Annotated in this window: 23 protein-coding genes and 1 tRNA gene; 7 read left to right on the top strand and 17 right to left on the bottom strand. The window is 71.6% G+C overall.

Going from position 1 to position 26,565, the window contains the following annotated elements:
- Positions 1-54: 54 nt before the first annotated feature.
- From H343_RS34260 to H343_RS0115790, 3 genes are all read right to left on the bottom strand, one after another.
- On the bottom strand, positions 55-777 hold the full coding sequence (locus H343_RS34260) for a DUF6069 family protein (RefSeq protein WP_078505691.1): 723 nt from the start codon (positions 775-777) through the stop codon (positions 55-57).
- A gap of 142 nt (positions 778-919) precedes the next feature.
- Positions 920-1,246, bottom strand: coding sequence for a hypothetical protein (locus H343_RS0115795; RefSeq protein ID WP_028431948.1), 327 nt, complete (start codon positions 1,244-1,246; stop codon positions 920-922).
- A 70-nt stretch (positions 1,247-1,316) separates the two neighbouring features.
- Positions 1,317-2,006 (bottom strand): DJ-1/PfpI family protein, encoded by a 690-nt coding sequence (locus tag H343_RS0115790; RefSeq protein ID WP_028431947.1) that lies wholly within the window; start codon positions 2,004-2,006, stop codon positions 1,317-1,319.
- A 204-nt stretch (positions 2,007-2,210) separates the two neighbouring features.
- On the opposite strand from H343_RS0115790, the gene H343_RS0115785 reads away from it, so the two are divergent.
- Positions 2,211-3,149 (top strand): helix-turn-helix domain-containing protein, encoded by a 939-nt coding sequence (locus tag H343_RS0115785; protein WP_028431946.1) that lies wholly within the window; start codon positions 2,211-2,213, stop codon positions 3,147-3,149.
- 129 nt (positions 3,150-3,278) lie between these two features.
- On the opposite strand, the gene H343_RS0115775 is transcribed toward H343_RS0115785, so the two are convergent.
- From H343_RS0115775 to H343_RS0115765, 3 genes are all read right to left on the bottom strand, one after another.
- A tRNA-His gene (locus tag H343_RS0115775) sits at positions 3,279-3,351 on the bottom strand.
- A 99-nt stretch (positions 3,352-3,450) separates the two neighbouring features.
- Complete coding sequence (gene orn, locus H343_RS0115770) at positions 3,451-4,056, bottom strand: oligoribonuclease (RefSeq protein WP_028431945.1); 606 nt, start codon at positions 4,054-4,056, stop codon at positions 3,451-3,453.
- Between the two features lie 24 nt (positions 4,057-4,080).
- Positions 4,081-5,445: a helix-turn-helix domain-containing protein gene (locus H343_RS0115765; protein WP_028431944.1), complete on the bottom strand. Its 1,365-nt coding sequence runs from the start codon at positions 5,443-5,445 to the stop codon at positions 4,081-4,083.
- A 1,214-nt stretch (positions 5,446-6,659) separates the two neighbouring features.
- Between H343_RS0115765 and H343_RS0115755 the strand changes: the two genes are divergently transcribed.
- Positions 6,660-7,181, top strand: a complete 522-nt coding sequence (locus H343_RS0115755; RefSeq protein WP_028431943.1) for a universal stress protein — start codon at positions 6,660-6,662, stop codon at positions 7,179-7,181.
- 380 nt (positions 7,182-7,561) lie between these two features.
- Here H343_RS0115755 and glmS read toward each other — a convergent pair whose 3' ends face one another.
- The gene (gene glmS / locus H343_RS0115750) at positions 7,562-9,388 is read right to left on the bottom strand and encodes a glutamine--fructose-6-phosphate transaminase (isomerizing) (RefSeq protein WP_028431942.1); all 1,827 of its coding nucleotides are present in this window, start codon (positions 9,386-9,388) and stop codon (positions 7,562-7,564) included.
- A gap of 139 nt (positions 9,389-9,527) precedes the next feature.
- Positions 9,528-9,806: a hypothetical protein gene (locus tag H343_RS0115745; protein ID WP_028431941.1), complete on the bottom strand. Its 279-nt coding sequence runs from the start codon at positions 9,804-9,806 to the stop codon at positions 9,528-9,530.
- Positions 9,807-10,144: 338 nt separating this feature from the next.
- Between H343_RS0115745 and H343_RS0115740 the strand changes: the two genes are divergently transcribed.
- A complete protein-coding gene (locus H343_RS0115740; RefSeq protein WP_028431940.1) occupies positions 10,145-11,761 on the top strand; it encodes a beta-N-acetylhexosaminidase in 1,617 nt (538 codons plus the stop codon).
- Between the two features lie 56 nt (positions 11,762-11,817).
- Here H343_RS0115740 and H343_RS0115735 read toward each other — a convergent pair whose 3' ends face one another.
- The 5 genes from H343_RS0115735 to H343_RS0115715 are packed head-to-tail and all read right to left on the bottom strand — an operon-like array spanning position 11,818 to position 18,683.
- Positions 11,818-12,753 carry a DUF4429 domain-containing protein gene (locus tag H343_RS0115735; protein WP_028431939.1) on the bottom strand — a complete coding sequence of 312 codons (936 nt, stop codon included), beginning with the start codon at positions 12,751-12,753 and terminating at the stop codon, positions 11,818-11,820.
- A 7-nt stretch (positions 12,754-12,760) separates the two neighbouring features.
- Positions 12,761-13,924 (bottom strand): acyl-CoA dehydrogenase family protein, encoded by a 1,164-nt coding sequence (locus H343_RS0115730; RefSeq protein ID WP_028431938.1) that lies wholly within the window; start codon positions 13,922-13,924, stop codon positions 12,761-12,763.
- A gap of 5 nt (positions 13,925-13,929) precedes the next feature.
- Positions 13,930-14,910 carry a hydroxymethylglutaryl-CoA lyase gene (locus H343_RS30880; RefSeq protein ID WP_037903872.1) on the bottom strand — a complete coding sequence of 327 codons (981 nt, stop codon included), beginning with the start codon at positions 14,908-14,910 and terminating at the stop codon, positions 13,930-13,932.
- Positions 14,907-17,030 carry an ATP-binding protein gene (locus H343_RS30875; protein ID WP_037903870.1) on the bottom strand — a complete coding sequence of 708 codons (2,124 nt, stop codon included), beginning with the start codon at positions 17,028-17,030 and terminating at the stop codon, positions 14,907-14,909. The genes H343_RS30880 and H343_RS30875 overlap by 4 nt, the downstream gene beginning before the upstream one ends.
- An 18-nt stretch (positions 17,031-17,048) precedes the next feature.
- Positions 17,049-18,683 carry a carboxyl transferase domain-containing protein gene (locus H343_RS0115715; RefSeq protein ID WP_028431937.1) on the bottom strand — a complete coding sequence of 545 codons (1,635 nt, stop codon included), beginning with the start codon at positions 18,681-18,683 and terminating at the stop codon, positions 17,049-17,051.
- 206 nt (positions 18,684-18,889) lie between these two features.
- Here H343_RS0115715 and H343_RS30870 point away from each other — a divergent pair, with 206 nt between their 5' ends.
- The 3 genes from H343_RS30870 (at position 18,890) to tesB (ending at position 21,869) form a co-directional block, all read left to right on the top strand.
- On the top strand, positions 18,890-19,618 hold the full coding sequence (locus tag H343_RS30870; protein WP_051265314.1) for an SACE_7040 family transcriptional regulator: 729 nt from the start codon (positions 18,890-18,892) through the stop codon (positions 19,616-19,618).
- A gap of 111 nt (positions 19,619-19,729) precedes the next feature.
- Positions 19,730-20,887 (top strand): acyl-CoA dehydrogenase family protein, encoded by a 1,158-nt coding sequence (locus H343_RS0115705; RefSeq protein ID WP_028431936.1) that lies wholly within the window; start codon positions 19,730-19,732, stop codon positions 20,885-20,887.
- A gap of 100 nt (positions 20,888-20,987) precedes the next feature.
- Positions 20,988-21,869 (top strand): acyl-CoA thioesterase II, encoded by an 882-nt coding sequence (tesB, locus tag H343_RS0115700; protein WP_028431935.1) that lies wholly within the window; start codon positions 20,988-20,990, stop codon positions 21,867-21,869.
- Between the two features lie 115 nt (positions 21,870-21,984).
- On the opposite strand, the gene erm is transcribed toward tesB, so the two are convergent.
- The 3 genes from erm to H343_RS0115685 all read right to left on the bottom strand — a co-directional run bounded on the left by erm (position 21,985) and on the right by H343_RS0115685 (position 24,110).
- Positions 21,985-22,752: an ErmE/ErmH/ErmO/ErmR family 23S rRNA (adenine(2058)-N(6))-methyltransferase gene (erm, locus tag H343_RS0115695; RefSeq protein ID WP_028431934.1), complete on the bottom strand. Its 768-nt coding sequence runs from the start codon at positions 22,750-22,752 to the stop codon at positions 21,985-21,987.
- A gap of 263 nt (positions 22,753-23,015) precedes the next feature.
- Positions 23,016-23,147, bottom strand: a complete 132-nt coding sequence (locus H343_RS35940; protein WP_486586914.1) for a hypothetical protein — start codon at positions 23,145-23,147, stop codon at positions 23,016-23,018.
- Positions 23,148-23,309: 162 nt separating this feature from the next.
- The gene (locus tag H343_RS0115685) at positions 23,310-24,110 is read right to left on the bottom strand and encodes a phosphatase (protein WP_028431933.1); all 801 of its coding nucleotides are present in this window, start codon (positions 24,108-24,110) and stop codon (positions 23,310-23,312) included.
- A 150-nt stretch (positions 24,111-24,260) separates the two neighbouring features.
- Here H343_RS0115685 and speB point away from each other — a divergent pair, with 150 nt between their 5' ends.
- Entirely contained in the window at positions 24,261-25,295 is a 1,035-nt protein-coding gene (speB, locus tag H343_RS0115680) for an agmatinase (protein ID WP_051265312.1), read from the top strand.
- A 512-nt stretch (positions 25,296-25,807) separates the two neighbouring features.
- On the opposite strand, the gene H343_RS0115675 is transcribed toward speB, so the two are convergent.
- Entirely contained in the window at positions 25,808-26,446 is a 639-nt protein-coding gene (locus tag H343_RS0115675; protein ID WP_037903868.1) for a DUF4142 domain-containing protein, read from the bottom strand.
- Positions 26,447-26,565: the final 119 nt, after the last annotated feature.

The following is a 26,565-nucleotide window of genomic DNA, read 5'->3' as shown; positions in this document are numbered from 1 at the left end:
CCACCGGAGAGGCGTCCCGGCGGGGGCCTTGCCATGGGCCGCGCGGCGGAGGCGTCAGCCGCGGGAGGCGCTGCGCGCCACCGTCGGCATCAGAGTGCCGATGACCACTCCGATCACGAGGTAGACGCCCGCCGTCCCGGCCTTCGCCTCCCAGCTCGCCTCGTAGGTGAAGGGCACCAGCATCATCGCCGCCGTTCCCAGCGCGATGATCCACGCCAGGAAGCGGCCCGGCTGCGGCGTCGCCAGCAGCAACAGCTGCACGACCGCCGTCGTCAGCAGGGCGGCCAGGGCGGCTCCCAGCGCGAGCTGCCCCGTGGAGGCGAGCGCCATCGTGCCCTGGCGTTCCGGCGCGAAGACGGCAATCTCCAGCACGCCGCGCACCAGCAGCATGGCCACGGCGGCGGCGAGCGCGGCCACCAGCGCCACGGCCACGCCGCCCGCCCACAGCCGCACGGCACTGAATCGGCGGATGCGTCCGGGCGGGCGCTCGTGGTCGAAGCCGTTGGCGTGCGGCTCCTGCGCCCGCGCCTCCGGGCCGCCGTACGGATCGGAGTACGGGTCGCCGTACGGGTCGGAGTACGGGTACTGCTTCGAGGGGCCGTAGCCGGTCACCGGCTCGAAGGGTTCGAAGGGCCCGTCCCCGCCGGAGGCGTCATGGGGACCGTAGGGGTCACCGGTGCCGTGGGGGCCGCGCCCGCCCCGCGGGCCGCCCCCGCCGCGCGGGTCCCCCGCGTCGTGCGGGTCGCGCGGGCCGTACGGATCGCGTGGACCTGCCATGTCGAGTCCTCTCCCTCAGCCTGACCGGCCGGCGGACCTGCCCGGCCTGCCCCGGCCCGCGGACCGGAGCCAACCTCCCCCCAGGCTCGGGGCACGTCACCCGGGCCGCATCCTCAGCGCGGGCGGCGTGGGGCCACCGCCGTCACAGTCGGTCTTCCGCGGCCGCCCGGACGACCCGGCGCCGGCCGGTGACCTTCGAGGCCGGGAGGCGTCCGGCCTTGGACGTGCCGCTCAGGGCGTCCCCGTCGACGGTCACGGAAAAGGCCAGGTGCAGGCGCATGGGCTCGGTGACGGCCTGGTTCCAGGTGAGCCGGTCGCCGTCGAGGGCGACGTCGCTGAGCGGGACTTCCTCCCCCGCCCCGTGGGCGGTCCCGGTCAGGACGCCGGCCTCCCGCCGGAGTTCGACCACGGCTTTGATCCTGCCGATGGGGGTGGAGACGGACAGGTCCCAGGTGCCTTCCACGGACATGCGCTGTTCTTCCTGACGTGCGTGCGGGACAGAGGTAATGAGTCAGAGGTACGGGGCGAGGGGTGTGCGGTCAGAGGCCGGCGGGCGCGGGGCCCTGATTGCGCCAGACGGTGCCGCGCCGTTCGTGGGCGAACAGTTCTTCGACGGCGTGAGCGATCCGGGGGCCCACCTCGCGCTCCAGCAGGTACAGGCCCAGGTCGAGTCCGGAGGTGACGCCGGCGCCGGTGACGAGACCGCCGTCGTCGACGATCCGGGCGTTCACCGCGTGGACTCCGGTGGCATCGAGCATGTCCAGACCCAGGTGGTGGCTGGTGGCGTGCCGGCCTTCCAGCAGGCCGGCCATGGCCAGGACGAGTGAGCCGCCGCACACCGCGCTGACCGTCACCTCCGGGTTGTCCATCGCCGCCTTCAGCAGCGCGGGCAGTTCGGTGGTCAGGGTGCGGCCCAGCACCACGGGGATGAATTCGTCCTGCTGCCACGGTCCCGCCCCCGCGTCATGCTCGGGGACCTCGCCGGGCTCCCCGACGCGGCCCGAGGCGCCGGGAACCAGAGCAAGGCCCGCACGGCCCGGGTCGAAGGTGCCGGTGGCACGCAGCACCAGACCCCCGGTGCCGCTGACCACCTCGCGCGGCCCCTCTGCGGAGACCAGTTCCACGCTCACCGTGCCGCCGGAGGCCGTGCCGCCGGCGTACAGCACCTCGTAGGGCGCGATGACATCGAGCGGATCGAAGCCGTCGAACAGGATGATCTGGGCGTGCATGGGGGTTCCTCCGGGGTCGGCAGGTCCGGTCCGTGCCGGGTCGCTCCGACGCTAACCGGCTGCCGGCCCCCGTCCCAGTGGCAGTAGTGACACCTTTCAACGGAATACCGCCACAGCCCGTGGCAAAGCTCTGAACTGGTCGAAGCAGGGATCACACGGTGCCGAGACCATGTCGGACCCCCGGTGAAGGGGTATCTTCCAGCCATGCACACCGTCGCCGTCCTCGCCCTGGACCGGGTGGTCCCGTTCGATCTGTCCACCCCGATCGAGGTCTTCACCCGCGCCCGTCTCCCGGACGGCCGCCCCGGCTACCGGATCCGCGTGTGCGGGGAGACCCCGGAAGTCGACGCGGGTGCCTTCACCCTGCGCGCACCCTGGGGGCCGGACGGGCTCAGGGGAGCGGACACGATCATCGTTCCCGGTACGACCGCTCCCACGGCGCCGCTCGCCCCCGCCGTCCGTGACGCGCTGCGAGCGGCCGCCGCGGACGGCACGCGCATCGCCTCCATCTGCTCGGGCACCTTCCCCCTGGCCGCCACCGGGCTGCTCGACGGCCTGCGTGCCACCACCCACTGGATCGCGGCCGATCTCCTTGCCGCCGCCCACCCGGACATCGAGGTCGACCCGGACGTTCTGTACGTCGACAACGGCCAGTTGCTCACCTCCGCCGGCGCGGCAGCCGGTCTCGACCTCTGCCTGCACATGATCCGCCGCGACTACGGCTCGGCCGTCGCCGCCGACGCCGCCCGGCTGTCCGTCATGCCCCTGGAACGCGAGGGCGGACAAGCGCAGTTCATCGTCCACGACCACGCGCCCACTCCGCAGGGCTCCGCCCTCGAACCCCTGCTCGCCTGGCTGCAGGACAACCTGGGCTCCGGCCTCACCCTCGCCGACATCGCCGCCCACGCCGGAACCAGCACCCGGACCCTGATACGCCGCTTCCGCGAACAGACCGGAACCACCCCGCTCCAGTGGCTCCACCGCGCCCGCATCCGCCAGGCCCAGCACCTCCTGGAGACCACACACCTCTCCGTCGAACGCATCGGCGCCCGGGTCGGCTTCGGCTCACCCACCGCCTTCCGCGACCGCTTCAAGAGGACCACCGGCGTCAGCCCCCACACCTACCGCCGTACCTTCAGCTGACACCGCAAGAGGCCCACGACGAGCCGAAGAGATCGCGGCACACGACGACCTGCCGTCAGGCTCCGGGCCGGGTGCAGCACGCGGCGAGGCCCCCACCCGGTCCATCGGGTGAGGGCCTCGGCCTTCAAGGGTGAATGACGGGACTTGAACCCGCGACATCCTGGACCACAACCAGGTGCTCTACCGCCTGAGCTACATCCACCACGACGGGCGCGCTCTTCCGAGCGGCCGAGAAAGAGTGTACAGCCTCGGCCGGGGTGCTTGCTCACCTGTTCTCCGGGGACGGGGCCGCCCGGCGCCGTCAGGGCGAGGGCGGGACCACGTGCTTGGCCGCGATCTTCTTCGCCGTCTCGGAGTCGGGGCCGGGCGCGGGGACCAGGACCGCCTCGCGGTAGTAGCGCAGTTCCGCGATGGACTCGCGGATGTCCGCCAGGGCGCGGTGGTTGCCGTTCTTCGGCGGGCTGTTGAAGTAGGCGCGCGGATACCAGCGGCGGGCGAGCTCCTTGATCGAGGAGACGTCCACGATGCGGTAGTGCAGGTATGCCTCCAGGTCCGCCATGTCCCGGGCGAGGAAGCCCCGGTCGGTGCTGACCGAGTTGCCGCAGAGCGGGGCACGGCCCGCCTCCGGCGCGTACTTCCGCACGTAGTCCAGGACCTGCTGCTCGGCGTCGGCCAGCGTCGTGCCGTCGTCGAGTTCGTCCAGCAGGCCCGAAGCGGTGTGCATCTCCCGCACCACCTCCGGCATGGACGTCAGGGACGCTGCCGGAGGGCGGATCACGACATCCACGCCTTCGCCGAGTACGTTCAGCTCAGAGTCGGTGACCAGGGCGGCCACTTCGACGAGCGCGTCGTCGGACAGCGAGAGGCCGGTCATCTCGCAGTCGATCCACACCATGCGGTCATTCATGCGCTTCACCCTACGTCGACACTCTCAGCCGCGGCCTCGCTGCCCGGGAACCCTGGCCGTCCAGGCGTCCGATTCCGGCTTTCCCTGCTCCGCCGTCTCCGGGCGGTGGTCACGGTGTGCGCGGGCGCCGTCCCTGATCTCGCGCGGAGGGTACGGGCCCGGTGCGGGCACGATGCCGTGGTCGGTGCCGCCCGCCGCCGGTCCGGCGATACCCGTGCCGCCCGTGACGGTGCCGCCGACCGGTCCCGCGCCGCCGGCTCCCGGGTCTTCCGGGCGCGCCTCGTGGCCGTGCCCGTTCCCGTGCCCGTTCCCGTGTCCGTGTGCGTGCCCGGCTCCTTCCGCGCTGTCCGGGCGGCGGATCCGGTAGGCGGCCCGGTAGGCCGCCGGAGAGGCGCCGAGTTGGCGCCTGAAGTGACCGCGCAGCGCGACCGGCGAGCGGAAGCCGCAGCGTCCGGCGACCTCGTCGACCGAGTAGTCGGAGGTCTCCAGCAGCCGCTGTGCCTGCAGCACCCGCTGGGTGATCAGCCACTGCAGGGGGGCGCTGCCCGTCAGGGAGCGGAACCGCCGGTCGAAGGTCCGGCGTGACATGTACGCACGTGCGGCCAGGGTCTCCACGTCGAACTGTTCGTGCAGGTGCTCCAGGGCCCACGCCACGACCTCGGCGAGCGGGTCCGCACCGATCTCCTCGGGTAAGGAGCGGTCCAGGTGTCGTGGGTGCCCCCCGGTCTCCGCGTTGCTGCCGCGGCGCGGCGGTACGACGAGGCGGCGGGCGAGGGCGCCTGCCGCCTCCGCGCCGTGGTCGTTGCGCACGACGTGCAGGCAGAGGTCGATGCCCGCGGCGGTGCCTGCGGAGGTGAGGATGTCGCCGTCGTCGACGAAGAGTTCACGCGGGTCGACGTGGACGGACGGGTAGCGTTTGGCGAGCGTGGGCGCGTACATCCAGTGGGTCGTCGCGGGGCGTCCGTCCAGCAGTCCGGCGGCGGCCAGTACGAACGCTCCGGTGCACAGCCCGACGAGGCGTGCCCCTTCCTCGTGCGCGCGGCGCAGGCCCTCCAGGGCGGCGGCGGGCGGCGGCTGGGTGATGGAGCGCCAGGCCGGGACGACGACGGTGCCGGCACGGGAGAGCGCGTCGAGCCCGTAGGGGGCGCTCAGTTGCAGGCCGCCGGTGGTGCGCAGCGGCCCGTCCTCTCCGGCGCACACCAGCAGCCGGTAGCGGGGGACCCCGGCGTCCTGGCGGTCGATGCCGAACACGGAGAGCGGTATGGAGCTCTCGAAGATGGGTCCGCCGCTGAAGAGCAGTACCGCCACGATCTCGCGGCGCCGCCGTGCGGCCAGCTTGCGGGTCGCCGGGCCGTTCGTCGAGTCCTGATGGCTCTTTGGAACGCTCACCGGAAGTCAGCCCCCCTCAATCGTCGCGTCCTCTCGGTCCTGCACTTTTCCCCCGCGGCGATAGCCAAGATCGAATCTACTGTGTCGGACGAGGTCGCCGGGACAAGTTCAGCACCCGGCGCTATGTCGACAAGGCAACTTGGCGTGAAGCAATCGATCACTAAGCGTTCCATTCGGTGATGCCACTGGGTAGTGCGCATGCCGTCTCTGCCCCGCCGCCGTATGACCCACACGTGCCCGTCGGTCCTTTCCGTGCAGGTGGAGAGGGGTGGTGAAGTTGCGGCGTCAACAGCCAAGAGGGGTGGCAAAGTTGGCTGAAAAACGCGGGGGTCGCACATGGGATTCGGACACCCCTCGACCATGCGCCCCTGTCACCTGCCGTGCGCCGGTGTGACCCCGGCCGCTACGACTGCCCGGGGTGACCGGTGTGGCGGCCGCCGCGGTGCAGGCCACTGCCCGTGCGGCTGTGCCGGCCGCGGTGCGGCCCGGGCCGTTCGGAGGCGATCCGCGCGTAGGCCTGCTGGAGACAGGCGCGCTCCGACCGGCGCAACAGAGTACGGCACGCGGCGGTGACCGCGGCGAGCCCAACTGCCGTGACGAGCACGCCTCCTGGAGGGGACCCGCAGGTCAAAAGGGTCAAGGGGGCCAGTACACAGCTGAATGCGCCCCAACGGACGATCTCGGCCCCTGCCGCGGAGGCGCGCGCGGCGGCGTCGGCGCCGGGTTCCGCTTCGTCGTCCGGGTCGGCGCCGGTGGCCGGATCCATACGGCTGTCGAGGAGAAGTGGGGTGCCGGGCGGACGCCGGCGGCCTCCGCCCGTTCCATGGGTGAGTGTGGACACGCTCTGCTAACGCCGCCCGCGACCGGTGGTCACCCGAAGTGTCCGCACGGGCACGTTGGGTGGATGTCGCGGGCCGCGGTGGCAGGAGATGCGGTGAGGCGCGGTAAGGGGCGTGGCGCGACGTTGCGTGATGTCTCTCGCTCAGGCATGCTCCGGGGTCAGCCCGCGAGGGCCCGGGCGCCTCCCGGTGGCCTGGGCAAGGGGGGTGTCTGGTCGTACCCTTGCGGGTAGAAGAGGCGCCAGAGGCCCCGGCAGGTCCCTTGTGGGCCGCCGGCTCCCGGGCGCGGACCCTTCAGCTCTTCCCAGTCCGTACGGAAGCCCACCATCAACCGCCGCTCCCTCCGCACAGAGGACTCCCTTCGCCGAGACACCGATGGCCGGACACGAGATCCCCGAACCCGCGGACCGCAAGCAGGTCGCAGACCCGAGTGCGACTTCTGAGGCGGCGGAAGAAGCGCGCCACTCGTGCGACCCCGCGTTCAGGCACGGCGTCGTGGTGGGCTTCGACGGCTCCATGTCGAGTGAGCGCGCCCTCGCGTACGCGATCGGCATGGCCTACCGCTCGGGCTCGGGCCTGATCATCGTCCATGTGGCGAACCGGCTGCCGACGACGGTGTGGGCGGGGTGCGAGCCGCCGGTCTTCGTGGACGTGCCCGACCACCGCACCGAGGTGCTGGGCCTCGAACTCGCCTGTGCGGAACACCTCGCCGAAGTGCCCTGGATACTCGTCGAGCGCGGTGGCGACATCTGCCACGAACTGGAAGAGGTCGGGCACGAGTACGAGGCGGACGCCATCGTCGTCGGCTCGACGCACGGGCTGGCGGGGCGGATCTTCGGCTCGGTGGCGGGCCGTCTCGCGCGGCGGGCCGAGCGTCCCGTCGTGGTGATCCCGTGACGCCGCGACGCTTTCTCCGGCCCCAAATGCCCTTTGTGAGCCGCGAGTTCGCAGTTGTCCAACGCTAAATCTTCGCACTCCGACAGGTGGATTGTGCGCTTGTGAGGGGCATATAGGTGGCACGGGACGTCCGGACTGGACGGCGTGCCGCCGCGCGGGAGGTGACGGTCCCGTGGGACGGCACCCTGCCGGCGTTATGGGCGACGCCGGTACAGGGGAGGCGGAATCCCGCGTGGTTGGTGGCCCGCGCGGGATTCCGCTCACCGGCTCAGGAGGCCGGGCGCCCAACGGACGGACATCCGCCAACGGGCGGACATCCGCCAACGGGCGGAGATCCGGAGGCCGGTGGGGAGGCCCGTGGCCTCACGGACGGAGCGGGCTCACTCGACCGTGACGGACTTCGCCAGGTTCCGCGGCTTGTCGATGTCACGGCCCAGAGCCAAAGCCGTGTGGTACGCCAGCAGTTGCAGCGGAATGCCCATCAGCACCGGGTCGAGTTCGACCTCGTTGCGCGGTACCACGATCGTGTGGTCGGCCTTCTCCTGCTCCTGGTGGGCGACGGCGAGGATCTTGCCGCTGCGGGCCTTGATCTCCTCCAGCGTCGCCCTGTTCTTGTCCAGGAGTTCGTCGTCGGGGAGGATCGCGACCGTCGGCACGGCGGGCTCGATCAGCGCGAGGGGGCCGTGCTTGAGCTCGGAGGCGGGATAGGCCTCGGCGTGGATGTAGGAGACCTCCTTGAGCTTGAGCGAGGCTTCACGTGCCACGGGGTAGCCCCGGACCCGGCCGACGAACATCATGCTCTTCGCCTCCGCGTAGTCCGCCGCGAGCTTCTTGATCTCGTCCTCGGCGCCCATGATCTCCTCGATCTGCGCGGGCAGCCGCCGCAGGCCCTGGATGATCCGTTTGCCGTCGGCGACGGACAGATCGCGGATGCGGCCGAGGTGCAGGGCGAGCAGGGCGAAGGCAACCGCCGTGTTGGTGAAGCACTTGGTGGACACGACGCACACCTCCGGCCCCGCGTGCACGTACACGCCGCCGTCCGTCTCACGCGCGATGGCGGAACCGACGACGTTCACCACGCCCAGCACACGCGCGCCCTTGCGCTTGAGCTCCTGCACCGCGGCGAGGGTGTCGTAGGTCTCGCCGGACTGACTGACCGCGATGTAGAGGGTGTCGGGGTCGACGACCGCGTTGCGGTAGCGGAACTCGCTGGCCGGCTCCGCGTCCGCGGGGACGCGCGCCAGCTCCTCGATCATCTGCGCGCCGATCATGCCCGCGTGGTACGCCGAGCCGCAGCCGAGGATCTTCACCCGGCGCATGCTGCGTGCCTCGCGGGCGTCGAGGTTGAGCCCGCCCAGGTGGACGGTCGCGAAGCGCTCGTCGATACGGCCGCGCAGCACCCGGTCGACCGCGTCGCCCTGCTCGGCGATCTCCTTGTGCATGTAGGTGTCGTGACCGCCCATGTCGTAGGACTCGGCGGCCCACTCCACGGTCTCGGGCGAGGTCGAGGTGCGCGAGCCCTCCGTGGTGTACGTGCGGTAGTCGTCGGCCTTGATCGTGGCCATCTCGCCGTCGTCCAGGGTGACGACCTGGCGTGTGTGGGAGACGAGCGCGGCGACGTCGGAGGCGACGAACATCTCGTGCTCGCCGATGCCGAGCACGACCGGCGAGCCGTTGCGGGCCACGACGATGCGGTCGGGGAAGTCGGCGTGCAGCACGGCGATCCCGTATGTGCCCTCGACCAGCCGCAGTGCCTCCTGGACCTTGGTCTCCAGTCGCTCGGCCTGCGCGCGGGCGATCAGGTGCGTGAGGACCTCGGTGTCGGTCTCGGAGGTGAAGGTGACGCCGTCGGCGGTGAGTTTGGCACGCAGCTCGGAGGCGTTGTCGATGATGCCGTTGTGGACGACAGCGACCTTCTCGTCGGGGTCGACGTGCGGGTGGGCGTTGACGTCGTTGGGGGCGCCGTGGGTGGCCCAGCGGGTGTGCGCGATGCCGGTGGTGCCGGCGAACCGTGCGGGGACGCGCTCCTCCAGGTCGCGGACGCGGCCCTTGGTCTTGGCGGTCTTCAGTCCCGCGTTCCTGCCCGTGCCGCTGCTGTGGATGGCGATGCCCGCGGAGTCGTACCCCCGGTACTCCAGCCGCTGCAGGCCCTCGAGCAGGAGCGGGGCAACGTCACGCTGGCCGATGTATCCCACGATTCCGCACATACTGGCTGTCGCCTCTCCTCGTCCGTGTCCACTCGCTGGTGGTCGTCGTGCTGTCGTGTGCCCGAAGCCGCCGCGCTCCGGCCCGGCGGCCGGTTCGCCTGTCGTCGCCCGCAGTCGGCGCCGTGCCCCGTCAGGGGCGTCATCCGTAGACGATGCGGCGGAGCTGCCGCAGTGAGAGATCAGGGGGTGCCACCGCGCGGCGCGGCAGCTCGGACGAGATCCGGCTGAAGATCTCCGGGTTGGTCAGCCCCCTGGACTGCAGCTCGCGGTGGCGGCGGCGTACGTAATCCTCGGTCGACTCGTCGAAATACGCCAGAACGTCCTGGACGATCCGGACCGCCTCGCCGCGCTGCAGCGGCGTCGTGCGGATCAGGTGATCGACGAGGTCGTCGTGGACCGGCGTACGGACTTCGAGCACACCCCTGATATTGGAGGGTCGGTCGAGGGAACGCAACAAATCTGCCCGGTTTCGGGCAAGCGTGTCGGTGTATTGCGGAGAGTCATCGAATGGTCGCCCAGGGTGGCCGCACGGGGGCAGCTCCGGAGCGTCGGACGGACCGGCCCTGACCCGGCCCGGTTCCGGATGCGGCCTCCTGCTCCGCGGCCGAGCGCCCCGGGAGAAATGGTCTACACCTTGACCGCTCCCGGGGGGCGCGATACGAGTGTGACCGTTCGGTCGCACCACGCACATGCCACGGCGCACGCAGCCGCCCCTGCGCGCGCCCCCATGGACGAAGCCCATCGAAGGGATCGCTCGTGAGACGAATCCGGCCGCTGCTGCTCTGCGCCGCCCTCCTCGCCACCACCCTGCCCGGCTCCGCAGCCGCCGCTGCCGCGCAGCCGGTGCCCTCCGGGGCCGCGTCCGGCGCGGGGGAACGCGGGACCAGGCCCCTCGAACAGGTGATTCCGGCACCCGAGTCCGTACAGCCGGGAGGCCGGCCCTTCACCATCGGCGAGCGGACCGTGATCCGCGTGACCGGCTCCTCCGGCGAGGCCCGGCACGTCGCCGGCCAGCTCGCGGCGCTGTTGCGCCCCTCCACCGGCTACCGGCTCCCCGTGACCACCGAGCCCGGCAGGGACGGCATCCAACTGCGGCTGGAGCGCGGAAGCGAGGCCAAGAGCCGCCTCGGCGCCGAGGGTTACCGGCTGAAGGTCTCCGAGCGGGCTGCCGTCATCAGCGCCCCCACCGGCACGGGACTCTTCCACGGCACCCAGACCCTCCGTCAGCTCCTGCCCGCGCAGGTCGAGTCGCGCACCGAACAGCCCGGACCGTGGCGCGTCGCGGGCGGCACCATCACCGACAGGCCGCGCTACGCCTACCGCGGCGCGATGCTCGACGTCTCCCGGCACTTCTTCAGCGTCGAGGAGGTCAAGCGCTACATCGACCAGCTCTCCCTCTACAAGGTCAACAAGCTGCATCTGCACCTCTCCGACGACCAGGGCTGGCGGATCGCCATCGACTCCTGGCCGAAACTGGCCACGTACGGCGGCGGCACCGAGGTCGGCGGCGGGCCGGGCGGCTACTACACCAAGGCCGACTACCGGGAGATCGTGCGCTACGCGGGCGAGCGGAAGCTGACCGTCGTACCGGAGATCGACATGCCGGGCCACACCAACGCCGCCCTCGCCTCCTACGCCGAGCTGAACTGCGACGGCGTCGCACCGCCCCGATACACGGGCATCGAGGTCGGCTTCAGCTCGCTGTGCGTACCGCTGGAGCGGACCTACGACTTCGTCGACGACGTGGTGCGTGAGCTGGCCGCCATGACCCCCGGCCCCTATCTGCACATCGGCGGCGACGAGGCCCACGAGACCAGCCACGAGGACTACGTCACCTTCATGGACCGGGCGCAGAGGACCGTCGCCAAGTACGGCAAGACCGTCATCGGCTGGCACCAGCTCACCGGTGCGACGCCCGCGAAGGGCGCCGTCGCGCAGTACTGGGGCACGACGGGGGAGGAGAGCGAGGTCGTCGAGGCCGCGAAGAAGGGCACCAGGCTGATCCTCTCCCCGGCCGACCGCGCCTACCTCGACATGCAGTACAACGAGGACACCCCGCTCGGGCTGCACTGGGCGGGCTATGTGGAGGCGCAGCAGTCCTACGAGTGGGACCCGGGCAGCTACATCAAGGGTGCGCCGTCCGAGGCCGTGCTCGGGGTCGAGGCGCCACTGTGGTCGGAGACCCTGGAGAACAGCCGGCACATCGAGTTCATGGCCTTCCCGCGGCTGCCGGGCATCGCGGAGCTGGGCTGGTCGCAGGAGGCGAGCCTGGACTGGGAGACGTACCGGGTGCGGCTGGCCCAGCAGGGGCCGCGCTGGGAGCAGTTGGGCATGGACTACTGGCGGTCGCCGCAGGTGCCCTGGGAGGAGTGAGCCGGGGCAGGGCGGCAGGGCGGCAGGACGGCAGGGGGGCGGGCCGGGACGGCACGTCAGAACTGGGCCAGGACGGCCTTCTTCGCGGCCGTGAACTCCTCGTCGGTCAGGACGCCCGCCCCGTGCAGCTCGCCGAGCTCGCGCAGGCGCCGCAGCAGTACGTCATGGCCGGAATCGGCACGGTCCTCCGGGCCCGTCTCCTGCGGGGGCTCGCCGCCCGGGCTCTTCCTGAGCGCGCCCTGCCGCGCGGCGGCAGCGTCCGTACGGGGGGAGCCGGGCGGAGCCAGCGGGTGCGGGAGGCGCGCGACGACGGCGGCGGCCAGCAGCACCGCGCCGCCCGTCTCCCGCGCCTGCCTGACGCCCCAGAGCGTCAGGCAGTGGGGGTCGTGCTGCGGCTTGAGGACGGGGTACCTGCCCTTCGGAAGGAAACGGAGGCTGCCGTTCTCCCAGCCGATCGCGGGCGTCCACTCCACCCCGGCCAGCTCCTCCAGCGTCAGGACGCCCGGGCCGCCGTGCGACTTGCTGTCCTCGGCCAGCCAGTTCCACTCCAGCTGGACACGCTCGCCGTCGAAGGAGGCCGTGCCGTCGCTGCCGTTGGCGGTCAGCGGGACGGCGGGGCCGGGGAGCAGATAGCGGTCGCAGGGCGTGTCGGGGACCTCGTCCAGCAGCAGGGCGTGACGGACCTCGTCGACGAAGTACTCGGCGACGCCCATACGGTCCCGCTCCACCGCCAGTTGGTACGGGTCGGAGGCGTCCGGCAGCCGCCCGCCCGCCACTTGGGCGAGCGGATCGGCTCCTTCCCGCAGACGCAGCCGCAGCCGGCCGCCCTTCTTGCCCGGTTCGTGGGCGACGGAGGCGAGGGCGGTGAGCGGCACGGCCACTTCTCCCAGGGCCTTGCGCAGCGGATGCATGTGCTTCCCGGAGGCGGGCACGATGCGCAGCTTCTCGCCGTCGAAGGTCCAGGTACCCGTGTGCTGGATGATTTCCGCCATGCGGCGATTATCCGACGCCCAGCTCCCGGGCGACCAGCATCCGCTGGACCTCGCTCGTCCCCTCGCCGATCTCCAGGATCTTGGAGTCCCGCCACATCCGGGCGACCGGGTACTCGTTCATGAAGCCGTAGCCGCCGTGGATCTGGGTGGCCTCGCGGGCGTTGGTGACCGCGATCTCCGAGGAGTACAGCTTCGCCAGCGCCGCCTGCTTCTTGAATGGTTCGCCCAGCAGCAGCCGGGAGGCCGCGTCGCGCCAGGCGACCCGGGCGGTGTGCGCCCGCATCTCCATGTCGGCCAGCTTGAACTGCAGGGCCTGGTTGGAGCCGATCGGCCTGCCGAACGCGTGGCGGGTGTTCGCGTAGGCGACGGACTCGTCGACACAGCCCTGGGCGAGACCTGTGCCGAGTGCCGAGATCGCGATACGGCCCTCGTCGAGGATGCGCAGGAACTGCGCGTAGCCGCGGCCTTCCTCGCCGAGCAGGTTGGACTCCGGGACGCGCACGTCGGCGAAGGACAGCTCCCGGGTGTCGGAGGCGTTCCAGCCGACCTTCGAGTAGGGCGCGGCGACAGTGAAGCCGGGAGTGCCGGACGGCACGATGATGGTCGAGATCAGGGGCGAGCCGTCGTCCTTGCGCCCGGTGACGGCGGTGACGGTGACCAGGCCCGTGATGTCCGTACCGGAGTTGGTGATGAAGCACTTGGTGCCGTTGATCACCCACTCCCCGGTCTTCTCGTCCCGCACGGCGGTCGTACGGGTGCCGCCGGCGTCCGAGCCGCAGTCGGGCTCGGTCAGGCCGAAGGCCCCCAGCATCTCGCCGGAGCACAGCCGGGGCAGCCACTCCCGCTTCTGCTCCTCGCTGCCGAAGCGGAAGACGGGCATGGCGCCGAGGGAGACCCCGGCCTCCAGGGTGATGGCCACCGAGGAGTCGACGCGGGCCAGCTCCTCCAGGGCCAGGCACAGGGCGAGGTAGTCGCCGCCCATGCCGCCGTACTCCTCGGGGAAGGGCAGTCCGAACAGGCCCATCTCGCCCATCTGGCGGACGATCTCGTAGGGGAACTCGTGCCGCTCGTAGAACTCGCCGATCTTCGGCGCGACGACCTTCTGCGCGAACTCCTCCACGGTGCGGCGGAGTTCCTCGTGCTCGGAGGAGAGTCGGTGGTCGAGGGACATGATGGTCACTGCTCCTTGTGGGAGTGCTGGCGGGAGCCCTGACCGGCGTCCGCGCCGGTGAGCGCGCGCACGGTGCGGGAGGGGCTGGGTCGGCCCAGCCGGTCCGCCATCCAGCCGCTTGTGGCCGTCAGGCGGTCGAGATCGACCCCGTTGGCGATGCCCAGACCCTGCAGCATCCAGACGAGGTCCTCGGTGGCGAGGTTTCCGGTGGCGCTCTTCGCGTACGGGCAGCCGCCGAGGCCGCCCGCGGAGGCGTCGACCGTGGTGACGCCGTGCTGGAGCGCGGTGAGCGTGTTGGAGAGTGCCTGGCCGTAGGTGTCGTGGAAGTGCACGGCGATGCGCTCGACGGGCACGTCCGCCCCGTCCAGCGCGGACAGCAGCGCGGAGACGTGTCCGGGCGTGCCGGTGCCGATCGTGTCGCCCAGGCTGAGCTCGGCACAGCCCATGTCGAGCAGCGCGCGGCAGACCCGTACGACCTGGGCGGGCGGTACGGGGCCCTCCCAGGGATCGCCGAAGCACATCGAGACATAGCCGCGTACCCGCTGTCCCTCTTTCACGGCACGGGCGACCACCGGCTCGAACATCGCCAGGGACTCCTCCAGCGTGCGGTTGAGGTTCGCCTTGGCGAAGGACTCGGTGGCGCTGGCGAACACGGCGATGTCGCGGCAGCCGTGGGCCACGGCCCGCTCCAGCCCTCGTGCGTTGGGCACCAGGACGGGCAGGCGCACCTCGGGCGGGAGATCACCGATGAGCGGCATCAGCGCCTCGGCATCGGCCAGTTGGGGCACCCACTCGGGGCGCACGAAGCTGGTGGCCTCGACGGTGGTCAGCCCGGCCCCGTGCAGCCTGTGGATGAACTCGGCCTTCACCTCGACCGGCACGGTCGCCTTTTCGTTCTGCAGGCCGTCCCGGGGGCCGACCTCGTGGATGCGCACCCGGGACGGCAGCCCGGACGCCGGGAAGGACATGGGCAGCCCCTCGGTCATGCCTGCTCCTCCTTCCCGGTGCCGGGCTCCGGAACAGCGGCGTGCGGCTCCACGACGGCGAGCACCTGGTCCATGGCGACGGTGCTGCCCGTGCTGACGTCCAGCTCCGTGACGGTCCCGTCGTACGGGGCTGTGATGACGTGCTCCATCTTCATCGCCTCCACGACGAGCAGGCTCTGACCCGCGGTGACCTTCTCCCCGGTGGTGGCCTTCACCACGGTGACGGTGCCCGGCATGGGCGCCGTCAGCGCATCGGCACCGTGGGCGCCCGCGCTTCCGCGCAGTGCCGCCGCCACGGGGTCGTGGTCCTGTATGTGCCAGTTGTCGCCGTCGCGGCCGAGCCAGTGGCCCGCGCCCTCGGCGGCGTGGGTGAAGGTGAACGTGACCCCGTCCCATTCCAGCCGCATCCGGTCCTGGGGGCTTTCGCCGATCCGGGCCGTACGCGGATCGCCGTCGCCGACGCGGACCTGCGCGTCGTGGAGGCGCCCCCGCACGCGGACGGTGACCGGGTCGTGTCCCGGTACGCGCAAGTGGTGCGGCGTCCACGCCGGTTCGCCGCCCAGACGCCAGCCCGACGGTACGGAGAAGGGGTCCTGCCAGCCGGTCGCGGGACCGTCTGGCTCCAGCGCCGCCTGGCGCAGCAACGCGGCCGCCGCGTACACCTCGTCCGGCACCTCACGCGGCACCAGTGACGCCGCCGCACGGTCGACCAGCCCGGTGTCGAGGGCGCCCGCGACCACGTCGGGGTGCGCCAGCAGCCGCCGCAGAAAGCCGGTGTTGGTCTCCACACCGAGCACCGTCGTCTCCGCGAGTGCGGAGCGCAGCCGGCGCAGCGCGGTGGGACGGTCCGGACCGTACGCGATGACCTTGGCCAGCATGGGGTCGTACGTCGTGCCGACCTCGGTGCCGGGCAGGAGCCCGGAGTCGGTGCGCACCTGAGCGCTGTCCGCGCCGCCCGGCTCCCGCAGCAGCAGGACCCTGCCCGCGGAGGGAAGGAAGTCCACGCGGTCGCTCTCGGCGCCGGGGCCGCTCCCCGCGCGCGGGGCCGGGCGCAGGAGAGCGGTCTCCGCGCAGATCCGCGCCTCCACCGCGTGTCCGGAGAGGGTGATGCCGGACTGGTCGAAGGGGAGCGTCTCGCCGGCGGCCACCCGCAGCTGCCACTCGACCAGATCCACGCCCGTGATCAGCTCGGTGACCGGATGCTCGACCTGGAGACGGGTGTTCATCTCCATGAAGTAGTACGGACGGGCGCCGCCCTCGCGGGGAGCGGCCGCCTCGCCGCCCGGGACGATGAACTCGACGGTGCCCGCGCCGCGGTAGCCGCAGGAACGGGCAGCCTCCACGGCCGCCTCGCCCATCGACGCGCGGGTCGCCTCGTCCAGCAGAGGACTCGGCGCCTCCTCCACGATCTTCTGGTGGCGGCGCTGCAGGGAGCACTCGCGTTCGCCCAGGTGCACGACGTTGCCGTGCCCGTCCGCGAGGACCTGGATCTCGATGTGGCGCGGGCTGTCGATCCAGCGCTCCACGAGGAGGGTGTCGTCCCCGAACGAACCCAGGGCCTCGCGCCGCGCGGCGGCGATCTCCTCCTGCAGCGCCGCCTCGTCGCGCACGAGCCGCATGCCCTTGCCGCCGCCGCCCGCGGAGGGCTTGAGCAGCACCGGCATGCCGATCTCCCGTGCCGCACCGGCCAGTTCGCCGTCGCTCAGCCCGCCGCCGGACGAGCCCGGCACGACCGGCACGCCCGCTGCCCGTACCGTCTCCTTGGCGCGGATCTTGTCGCCCATCAGCTCGATGGCCGCGGACGTCGGGCCGACGAAGACCAGCCCCGCCTCGGTGACGGCCTGCGCGAAGGCCGCGTTCTCCGCGAGGAAGCCGTATCCCGGATGCACCGCCTGTGCGCCGCTGCGAGCCGCGGCCTCCAGGAGCCGCTCCGCCGAGAGATAGCTCGCGGAGGCTGCCGCCGGCCCGATGCGCACGGCCGTGTCCGCCTCCCGCACGTGCCGTGCGTCGGCGTCCGCGTCACTGTGGACGGCGACGGAGGTGATGCCCAGCTTTCGCAGGGAGCGGATCACCCGTACGGCGATCTCGCCGCGGTTGGCCACCAGCACGGTGTCGAACATGGTCACAGTCCAGTCCCCTCACATCCGGAAGACGCCGAAGGCGGGATCCGCCGGGTCCTTGCGTGGCAGTGGTGCGTTGGCGCAGGCCGTGAGCGCCAGGCCCAGGACCGTCCGGGTCTCGAGCGGGTCGATCACGCCGTCGTCCCACAGGCGGGCCGTCGCGTAGTAGGCGTTGCCCTGCTCCTCGTACTGCGCGCGGACCGGGGCGCGGAAGTCCGCCTCCTCCTCGGCGCTCCACTCCTCGCCGCGGCTCTCCATCTGGTCGCGCTTGACGGTCGCCAGGACGGCGGCGGCCTGCTCGCCGCCCATCACCGAGATCTTCGCGTTCGGCCACATCCACAGGAAGCGCGGACTGTAGGCGCGGCCGCACATCGAATAGTTGCCCGCGCCGTACGAGCCGCCGATGACGACGGTCAGCTTCGGGACCCTCGTACAGGCCACGGCCGTGACCATCTTGGCGCCGTGCTTGGCGATGCCTCCCGCCTCGTAGTCCCGGCCGACCATGAAGCCGGAGATGTTCTGCAGGAAGAGCAGGGGGATGCCTCGCTGGTCGCACAGTTCGATGAAGTGGGCGCCCTTCTGGGCCGATTCGGAGAAGAGGATGCCGTTGTTGGCGACGATGCCGACGGGGTGGCCGTGGACGCGGGCGAAGCCGGTCACCAGTGTCGTGCCGAACTCGGACTTGAACTCCTGGAAGCGGGAGCCGTCCACCACGCGCGCGATGACCTCCCGCACGTCGTAGGGCGTCCGCGAGTCGACCGGGACCGCGCCGTAGAGCCCCGAGGGATCGACGGCCGGCGGCTGCGGGGGCCGAACCGACCAGGGCAGCGGCCCCCGTTCGGGCAGGGTGCTCGCGATGTGGCGGACGATGCGCAGGGCGTGGGCGTCGTCCTCGGCGAGATGGTCCGTCACGCCGGAGACCCTGCTGTGCACCTCGCCGCCGCCCAGCTCCTCGGCGGTGACGACCTCGCCCGTCGCGGCCTTCACCAGCGGAGGGCCGCCCAGGAAGATCGTGCCCTGTTCGCGCACGATCACCGCCTCGTCGCTCATCGCGGGCACATACGCGCCGCCCGCCGTGCACGAACCCAGCACCGCCGCGATCTGCGGGATGCCCGCGCCCGACATCCGCGCCTGGTTGTAGAAGATGCGGCCGAAGTGCTCCCGGTCGGGGAAGACGTCGTCCTGCATGGGAAGGAAGGCGCCGCCGGAGTCGACCAGATAGACGCACGGCAGCCGGTTCTCCAGCGCGACCTCCTGGGCGCGCAGATGCTTCTTCACCGTCATCGGGTAGTACGTACCGCCCTTGACGGTGGCGTCGTTGGCGACCACGACCACCTCGCGGCCGGCCACCCGCCCGATGCCTGCGATCACGCCCGCCGCCGGTGCAGCGCCGCCGTACATTCCCTCCGCGGCGAGCGGAGCCAGCTCCAGGAACGGCGAGCCCGGATCGAGCAGCGCGTCCACCCGGTCGCGCGGGAGGAGCTTGCCCCGGGCCGTGTGCCGGGCGCGGGCGCGCTCACCGCCGCCGAGCCGGGCCGTGGCCAGCGTCTCGCGCAGCCGGGAGGCCAGTTCCCGGTGGGCGGCCTCATTGGTCCGGCAGGCTTCCGAAGCGGGATCGATCCCGCTGCTCAGCGCCGGGGCCTCCGCCGACATCGCAGCGGCCACCTCTGCCGGTACCTCCGCGGACAGCTCCGCCGGGGTCGGTGCCTGTGCCGACTGCGACTGCTCGTTCCTCACGCCGCGCCCCCTCGCCCCTCTGCTCCTGGACCCGCGCCCGCCAGGACGCCCCGATCACGGAAACGGTTAACGGTTATTAACCGGCCTCTTCAGGTTAACGCTCGCTAACCCGCCTGTCTAGAATGGAGGCCATGAGCACCCAGAAGGGGTCCGCCCCGACCCGCCGTGAGCAGATCCTGCGGGAAGCCGCCCGCCTCTTCGCCGAGCGCGGCTTCCACGGTGTCGGAGTCGACGAGATAGGGGCCGCCGTGGGTATCAGCGGCCCCGGTCTCTACCGCCACTTCGCGGGCAAGGACGCGATGCTCGCCGAGCTCCTGGTGGGCATCAGCGAGCGGCTGCACGAGGGCGGACGCACGCGCGTGGAGGAGTCGGCGACCGCCGGCCTCGCACCGGAGGCCGCCCTCGACGCCCTGATCGCGGGCCATATCGACTTCGCGCTGGACGACCGGTCGCTGATCACGCTGCACGACCGTGAGCTGGACCGGCTGCGCGACAGCGACCGCAAGCAGGTGCGCAAGCTCCAGCGGCAGTACGTGGAGCTGTGGGTCGCCGCTGTGCAGGCCGTGTATCCGCAGCTGACGGAGCTGGAGGCCCGCGTCGCCGTGCACACGGTCTTCGGGCTGCTCAACTCCACGCCCCACCTGAGCGGTCCCTCCGCGCTGCCCGACCGTGCGACGACGGCCGCCCTGCTGCACAGGCTCGCCCGCGGGGCCCTGGCCGCAGCGCCTGCGGCGTCCCCGCCCGCCGGGCAGGCCCCCGTGCGGGCCGCCGGGCAGGCCGTCCAGCCGTCCGCGCCGCCGGCGCCGTCCGGGCGTGCGGGTGCGGCCGTCACCACTGGACAGGTGAGGTGACTCGTGGGTAGCTTGAAAGCTGAGCAAGCGCTTAGCCATAGGCGGCGCCGGCCGGGGAGCCGGCGACCGGGGCGGCTGGCGCACGACAGCCGGACATGAGGAGGCGTGCCAGTGCGTCGCACGGTGTTCAACGAGGACCACGAGGCGTTCCGTCGGACGATCCGGGAGTTCATCCAGGCCGAGGTCGTTCCCCATTACCAGGAGTGGGCCGAACAGGGCCACGTGCCGCGGGACTTCTACAAGAAGCTCGGCGAGCTGGGTGTCTTCGGCATCGAGGTCCCCGAGGAGTACGGCGGCGCGGGGGAGGAGAGCTTCAAGTTCAACGCCGTGATCACCGAGGAGTGCGCGCGGGCGGGCGTCAGCTTCGGCGGCTCCAGCGTGCACACGGCGCTGTGCCTCCCCTACATCCTCAAGTACGGCTCGCACGAGCAGAAGCAGCGGTGGCTGCCCTCCTTCGTCTCCGGCGACATGATGACCGCCATCGCCATGACGGAGCCCGGCACCGGCTCCGACCTGGCGGGCATGAAGACCACCGCCAGGCTCTCCGAGGACGGCACCCACTACGTGCTCAACGGTGCGAAGACGTTCATCACCGGCGGTGTGCAGGCGGACCGCGTGTTGGTGTGCTGCCGCACCTCGCCCCCCGACCCCGAGGACCGCCGCGGCGGCATCTCGATCCTGGTCGTGGACGCCACGAGCGAGGGCTACGCGGTGGGCAGGAAGCTCGACAAGCTCGGTCTGCGCTCCTCGGACACCGCCGAACTCTCCTTCACCGACGTCAAGGTCCCCGTCGGCGACCTGCTCGGCGAGGAGGGCAAGGCGTTCTCGTACCTCACGCACAACCTGCCGCAGGAGCGGCTGGGCATCGCCGTCGGCGCGTACGCCATGTCGGCGGCGGCCGTGCGGTTCGCGCACGAGTACGTCAAGGAGCGCACGGTCTTCGGCCGGGAGGTCGCCTCCTTCCAGAACACCAAGTTCGTGCTGGCCGACTGCAAGGCGGACGTGGACGCCATGCAGGCCGTGTGCGACCGGGCCCTGGACGCGCTGGACGCGGACGAGCTGACGCCGGCGGACGCCGCCTCGGCGAAGCTGTTCACCACCGAGCTGGCCGCCAAGGTCATCGACAGGTGCCTGCAGCTGCACGGCGGGTACGGCTACATGCTGGAATACCCCATCGCAAGCCTGTACGCGGACACCAGGGTCTCCCGCATCTACGGCGGCACCAGCGAGGTCATGCGCTCCATCGTGGCCAAGTCCATGGGCCTGTGACCCCGGTGTCCAACGCGCCCGCTGTGAGGCACGCTGCTTCGGCCCGGACTGTGATCTGTGCCGTAACCGCCGGTAGCCCTCGACGTGCACAATCGCCCGCATGAGCAATGAACTGACCTCCCTGCTCGGCCTGCTCGATCTGGAGCGGGTCGAGCAGGACATCTACCGGGGCGACAGCAGGGAAGCGGTCGTACCGCGCGTGTTCGGCGGGCAGGTCGCCGCGCAGGCACTGGTCGCCGCCTGCCGGACGGTGCCCGAAGGGCGCCTTCCGCACTCCCTGCACGCTTACTTCCTGCGCCCCGGCGACCCGGGCGCCCCCATCGTCTACACGGTCGACCGCATCCGGGACGGACGTTCCTTCACCACCCGCAGGGTCGTCGCCGTCCAGCACGGCCAGCCGATCTTCCACCTCTCGAGTTCCTTCCAGTGCCACGAGGACGGGCTGGATCACCAGGAACCGATGCCTGCGGCGCCCGATCCGGAGACGCTCGCCACACCCGAGGAGATGCTGCCGCGGTACGAGGAGCTCTTCCGGGGCTCGGACGTGCCGCAGCGGCTGATGAAGGCACGCGCGGCCGTCGATCTGCGGTACGTGCGTGAGCCCCCGTTCGCCAGCAGGGGAGAGCCGCGCGAACCGCGCTCCCAGGTGTGGTTCCGCACCAACGGCAAGCTCGACGGACCGCACGACGACCCGATGCTGCACATCTGCCTGGCCACCTACGTCTCGGACATGACGCTGCTGGACTCCGTGCTGCTGGCGCACGGCAGGGGCGGATGGGCCGTGGGCGACGTGGTCGGGGCGAGCCTGGACCACGCGATGTGGTTCCACCGTCCCTTCCGCGCGGACGAATGGCTCCTCTACGACCAGACCAGCCCCACCTCGCAGAACGGGCGGGGCCTGGGCCGGGGCCAGATCTTCACCCGTGACGGCCGGCTGGCGGTCTCCGTCATCCAGGAGGGTGTGCTGAGGGTTCCGCGCTGACCCGCCGGCCCGCTGACGCGCCGGCCCGCTGACGCGCGGCCGCTCGTACGGGCGGTGCCCCCGCCCGGCCCCGTACGGGCGGCTCGCGCGCCGCCCGTACGAACGGCCGACCGGCTCAGGAGCCTTCCAGCTCCTCGAACAGCCCCAGCCACCGGCGCGGGCTCACCAGCCCCACCGGCACGGACACCTCCAGACCCTGCCGCCGCAGCGCCGCAGCCACCCGCGCCGTGCGGTACCGGCGGGAGAGCGTCGCCGCGAGCGAACCGCCCACGCCGGTGAAGCCCCACTCGACGAAGTCGCGGTAGGCGGGCAGCAGCTTGGAGGGCACCAGTGGCCGGGGCCGCCGTTCGATGCGCAGCACCGCCGAGTCGGTTCGCGGAACCGGGGTGAACGCGCTGCGGCTCACCCTCCCGAGCTGCCGCCATTCGTGCTCCGGCCAGGTGCGTACGGTCAGCAGCGGCCAGCGTCCGTATCCGCCGGTGTGCTTGCGGGCGTACTCGAACTGGGTCAGCAGCGTCGCGGACGTCATGCACGGAGAGGCCAGGCACCAGCGGACGATGCCGGTCGTGCGGGAGTAGGGGATGTTGCCGACCACGCAGAAGGGTTCGCGCGGCGCGGGTGCGCGCAGGAAGTCCCCGTGGACGAGGCGCAGCTCCGGCAGGCCGCCGAGCCGGCCCGAGAGCCGGCGGGCCAGCCGTGCGTCCAGTTCGTAGGCGATGACCCGGCGCCGTCCGTCGGCGAGGACGCGGGTCAGCATCCCCTGGCCGGCGCCGGGTTCGACCACCAGGGCGGAGGGGGGAAGCGCGGAGCAGCGGATGATGCGGCGTACGACGGCGGGGTCGTGGAGGAAGTTCTGGGAGAGCGTCTTGCGGCGGTGTGCCACGGCGAAGTCCTCTGGTGAAGGACAGGCGGGGCGGCGCGGCGCCGGGCGCACCCGGGGCAGGGGCGTGTGCCGCACGGCCGGGTGGCCGCCGGCGGGCATGGCGTGGCCGGGCCTGTCCGGTTGAAAGGGACACCGGAGGCCCTGTGCACGTGCGCGGGACGCGTCTCGGATCAGGGGGTGATCGGAGGGGAAGCCGTCAGGCCGGACGGAGTGCGCGGATTCGCTCGCGGGGCGCGATGCGGCAGCGCGGGGACCGGGACGCTTCAGGCGTCCTGGCGGACGGCCAGGGCCTGGCGCCGGTCGCGCGGGCGGAGTTCGCGCTGGGGGAAGCCCCAGCCGGTGCACCGCGCGGCGGCGTGCACACCGTTGATGATCGCCTGGAAGGCTGCGGACATGGCCGTGACGCTATGCCGCTGGGCGTGGTGCGGCAAACCGTTTTTCCGCAGGGGTGACACCCGGGGCGGAAGTCCCCGGAGGGGGCTGCGGAGTGGTGCCGTGGAGTCGGTGCCGCGGGGCGGGAGCTGCGGGGTGGGAGCCGTGGGGCGGGTGAGGTGCTTTCAGGCCCCGTCGAGCTGTGCCGCGGCGAGCATGTACGCCGTCATCGGCTCGTAGAAGCGGGGGTCGGGGACGTGGTCGTCCAGCGGTACCGCCACCGCGAGCGTGTCCTCGGCCTCGCCGAGGAAGAGCGCCGGGTCGTTGCAGTCGGCGAAGCCCACCGCCTCGATGCCCTCCTGCGCCGCGCGGCCCGCCCAGCCGTGGTCCGCCACCACCAGGTCCGGCACGGGCTCGCCCGCCCGCCGCAGCCCGGCCAGCACCTGGGCCATGGGTTCCGGCGAGTGGGTGTGCCACAGGGACGCGCCCCGCTCCCACACGGACACCCCGCCGAACTGCACCACCACGCCCTCGTCCGCGTACGTGCCCACGGGTACGCGCACGATCTCGCACCCGGCGTCGTGCAGCGCGCGGGCGAGCGCGCCGTGCATGTCGAGCAGCGCGCCGGGGTGGCCGGTCGCGAACAGCACGCGCCGCTGTCCCTCCGCCGCCTTGCGCAGTTCCGCGGCCGCCCGGTCCAGCGCGCCGACGGTCAGTTCGGGGTCGATGGTGTCCTGGCCCCGGCGGTGGTCCGGATCGTCGACGACGCCGCAGCGCTCGGCCATCACGGCCAGGACGTCCTGCTCGTCACCCCAGCGGTCGCCGAGTTCCAGGCCGAGCCAGTAGTGCCGGTCGCCGTTGGCGAGCTTGCGGTAGTGGGACAGGTTGTTCTCCCGGGGGGTGGCCACGTCGCCCGCGATGCGGGTGCGGACCAGGTGGTCGATCAGTTCGGATCTGGCGGGTGCGGCGGCGGCGAATATGGGCATGACGCCATTGTCACCCTTGGCCGGCGCGGCCGGCCGCCGGTCCTGCCTTCGCCACCCGGCGCACGTTGTGTACGTGACGGACAAAAGCCGGCCCGGCGTCCTCAGATACGTCCAACGAGAGTGGCGAACAGGCCGCCTACGCTCGCCCTCATGAACACTGCGGAGCAGCCCGAACAGTCCCAGCAGCCCGCCCGAGGCCCCCTGAGCGAACCGGCCGGACCCGTGGACTCCTCACGGGTTCCGCGCTACGCGGGTCCCGCGACGTTCGCGCGGCTCCCGCGCCTCGACGAGGTGGGCGGCAGCACGGACGTCGCCGTCGTCGGCGTCCCCTTCGACACGGGGGTCTCCTACCGTCCCGGCGCACGGTTCGGCGGCAACGCGATCCGTGAGGCGTCCCGCCTGCTGCGCCCCTACAACCCCGCGCAGGACGCCTCGCCCTTCGCGCTGGCCCAGGTCGCGGACGCGGGGGACATCGCCGCGAACCCCTTCGACATCGACGAGGCCGTCGAGACCGTGCAGGAGGCCGCGGACGGAATCCTCGACAGCGGCGCCCGGATGATGACGCTCGGCGGCGACCACACGATCGCCCTGCCGCTGCTGCGCTCGGTCGCCAGGAAGCACGGGCCGGTGGCCCTGCTGCACTTCGACGCCCATCTGGACACCTGGGACACCTACTTCGGGGCCGCGTACACGCACGGGACGCCCTTCCGGCGGGCCTTCGAGGAGGGCCTGCTGGACACCTCCGCCGTCTCGCACGTCGGTACGCGCGGGCCGCTGTACGGCAGGAAGGACCTGGACGACGACGCGAAGATGGGCTTCGGGATCGTCACCTCGGCCGACGTGATGCGCCGCGGTGTGGACGAGGTCACCCAGCAGCTGCGCGAGCGCATCGGCGAGCGGCCCCTCTACATCTCGGTGGACATCGACGTCCTGGACCCCGCCCACGCGCCCGGAACCGGCACGCCGGAGGCGGGCGGCATCACCTCCCGTGAACTGCTGGAGATCATCCGCGGGCTCGCCGCCTGCCGGCTCGTCTCCGCCGACCTGGTGGAGGTCGCCCCCGCCTACGACCACGCGGAGATCACTTCGGTCGCCGCCTCGCACACCGCCTACGAGCTGACGACGGTCATGGCTCGGCAGATCGCCGGGCAGCGGGCCGGCGGGGAGTCGGGAACCGGCGGGTAGAGGTGCCTCCGGCTCCTCCCGGAGAGCTTCGAGAAGCGGTTCGAGCAGCGGACACGGGGTTGTTTCCAGCCGTATTCGGAACGGAGTGTATGCGCTTGCTTGCACAAAGTGCCGATCAGTGCGGCGTTCGGTCCGTGGAACGTGGCTGGTGGGAGCGGTGCGTGTGACGGCGGCCACACACAGTAAGCGGTAACTGTATGAGTCTGGTTTAACACGAAACGTTACTGATTCTGGTCGGTCGGCCGTGCATCGAGCGGGATATCCCGACAGACTCCGCAGTGCGGTCCCGCGGGATGGGAACGTCACATGACGGCGACAGGGCCGGCCCTGTGGGGGGTGCCAACCTGTCAGCGATTCCATGGACGTTCCCGCCGGGACGGTCCGGGAGAGCCTCCGCGCTCCCAGGACCGTCCCGGTTGTACGCACCGGGCACCCGTACCCGGACCGGTGCCGGAGGCGCGGCTCAGCCGCGGCAGGCCGCGCGGCGGGGTCACGGTGCCCCCGGTGGGGCGCTACTCGACCTGCGGCAGGGATTCGAAGTCGACCAGCCCCGTCTCCTCCACGGACGTGAGGTGACTGAGGACGGCGGCGTTGGCCCGGGTCGCCAGCGTCCGCATCAGGGAGTTGCGGGTCTGGTCACGTACGAGGGCGATGAGGGAGAGATCCTGGCCGGCCTGCTTGCGCACCTGGTTGACGAAGACCTCGTCGAACTTCTCGCCCCGGGCCTGGCGCAGGGCGTCCAGGTTCTCCTGCTGAGGGCCGGCGGGCTTCGCGGGCAGTGAGACACCCAGTGTGCGGCCCACGTCGATGGCGCGCTTGTCCAGGTCCGTGTAGTCCTCGACGAGCTCGTCGCCCACAGCCTTCACCGACTTGCGCGTTCCGCGTTCCTTGGCGGAACGGCCGGCGGGCACCTCCCACATCGCCGAGGTCCGCACTTTCTGCACGAAGTCGCGGTCGAGTGCGGTGAGCGGCCCGTACTCGGTCTTCCAGGTTCCCTTGCCGTCGTCCTCCCAGCCCGACCGCGCGATCGCGATGGTCCGGTTCCCGTCGAAGAAATGAATGGGCAGCAGCAGAGCAGAAAGCGTGGCTACGACCGCTAGAACGACCAGCGTTGTGCCGATCGTCCGCCCCGACGTGATGGCGGACTGCATCCGCCCCCCTCTCCGCACACATGTTCAAGGTGCCTGGGACGTTAACGGGTGTGTGAGGATCTCGTCGAAGCTTCGTGCCAACTCAACAAGAACCGTTATCCGCAGCGTCACGGGACTGC

Source organism: Streptomyces sp. TAA204 (assembly GCF_000424965.1).
The sequence above is the reverse complement of the archived record's forward strand: the minus strand, read 5'-3'. Positions and strand labels throughout refer to the sequence as shown.

What these genes read in the sequence shown, in the direction of transcription:
- H343_RS34260 (WP_078505691.1), bottom strand. Translation starts at nt 777, where the DNA reads ATGGCAGGTCCACGCGATCCGTACGGCCCGCGCGACCCGCACGACGCG.
- H343_RS0115795 (WP_028431948.1), bottom strand. Translation starts at nt 1,246, where the DNA reads ATGTCCGTGGAAGGCACCTGGGACCTGTCCGTCTCCACCCCCATCGGC.
- H343_RS0115790 (WP_028431947.1), bottom strand. Translation starts at nt 2,006, where the DNA reads ATGCACGCCCAGATCATCCTGTTCGACGGCTTCGATCCGCTCGATGTC.
- H343_RS0115785 (WP_028431946.1), top strand. Translation starts at nt 2,211, where the DNA reads ATGCACACCGTCGCCGTCCTCGCCCTGGACCGGGTGGTCCCGTTCGAT.
- orn (WP_028431945.1), bottom strand. Translation starts at nt 4,056, where the DNA reads ATGAATGACCGCATGGTGTGGATCGACTGCGAGATGACCGGCCTCTCG.
- H343_RS0115755 (WP_028431943.1), top strand. Translation starts at nt 6,660, where the DNA reads ATGGCCGGACACGAGATCCCCGAACCCGCGGACCGCAAGCAGGTCGCA.
- glmS (WP_028431942.1), bottom strand. Translation starts at nt 9,388, where the DNA reads ATGTGCGGAATCGTGGGATACATCGGCCAGCGTGACGTTGCCCCGCTC.
- H343_RS0115735 (WP_028431939.1), bottom strand. Translation starts at nt 12,753, where the DNA reads ATGGCGGAAATCATCCAGCACACGGGTACCTGGACCTTCGACGGCGAG.
- H343_RS0115730 (WP_028431938.1), bottom strand. Translation starts at nt 13,924, where the DNA reads ATGTCCCTCGACCACCGACTCTCCTCCGAGCACGAGGAACTCCGCCGC.
- H343_RS30880 (WP_037903872.1), bottom strand. Translation starts at nt 14,910, where the DNA reads ATGACCGAGGGGCTGCCCATGTCCTTCCCGGCGTCCGGGCTGCCGTCC.
- H343_RS30875 (WP_037903870.1), bottom strand. Translation starts at nt 17,030, where the DNA reads ATGTTCGACACCGTGCTGGTGGCCAACCGCGGCGAGATCGCCGTACGG.
- H343_RS0115715 (WP_028431937.1), bottom strand. Translation starts at nt 18,683, where the DNA reads ATGTCGGCGGAGGCCCCGGCGCTGAGCAGCGGGATCGATCCCGCTTCG.
- H343_RS30870 (WP_051265314.1), top strand. Translation starts at nt 18,890, where the DNA reads ATGGAGGCCATGAGCACCCAGAAGGGGTCCGCCCCGACCCGCCGTGAG.
- tesB (WP_028431935.1), top strand. Translation starts at nt 20,988, where the DNA reads ATGAGCAATGAACTGACCTCCCTGCTCGGCCTGCTCGATCTGGAGCGG.
- H343_RS35940 (WP_486586914.1), bottom strand. Translation starts at nt 23,147, where the DNA reads ATGTCCGCAGCCTTCCAGGCGATCATCAACGGTGTGCACGCCGCCGCG.
- H343_RS0115685 (WP_028431933.1), bottom strand. Translation starts at nt 24,110, where the DNA reads ATGCCCATATTCGCCGCCGCCGCACCCGCCAGATCCGAACTGATCGAC.
- speB (WP_051265312.1), top strand. Translation starts at nt 24,261, where the DNA reads ATGAACACTGCGGAGCAGCCCGAACAGTCCCAGCAGCCCGCCCGAGGC.
- H343_RS0115675 (WP_037903868.1), bottom strand. Translation starts at nt 26,446, where the DNA reads ATGCAGTCCGCCATCACGTCGGGGCGGACGATCGGCACAACGCTGGTC.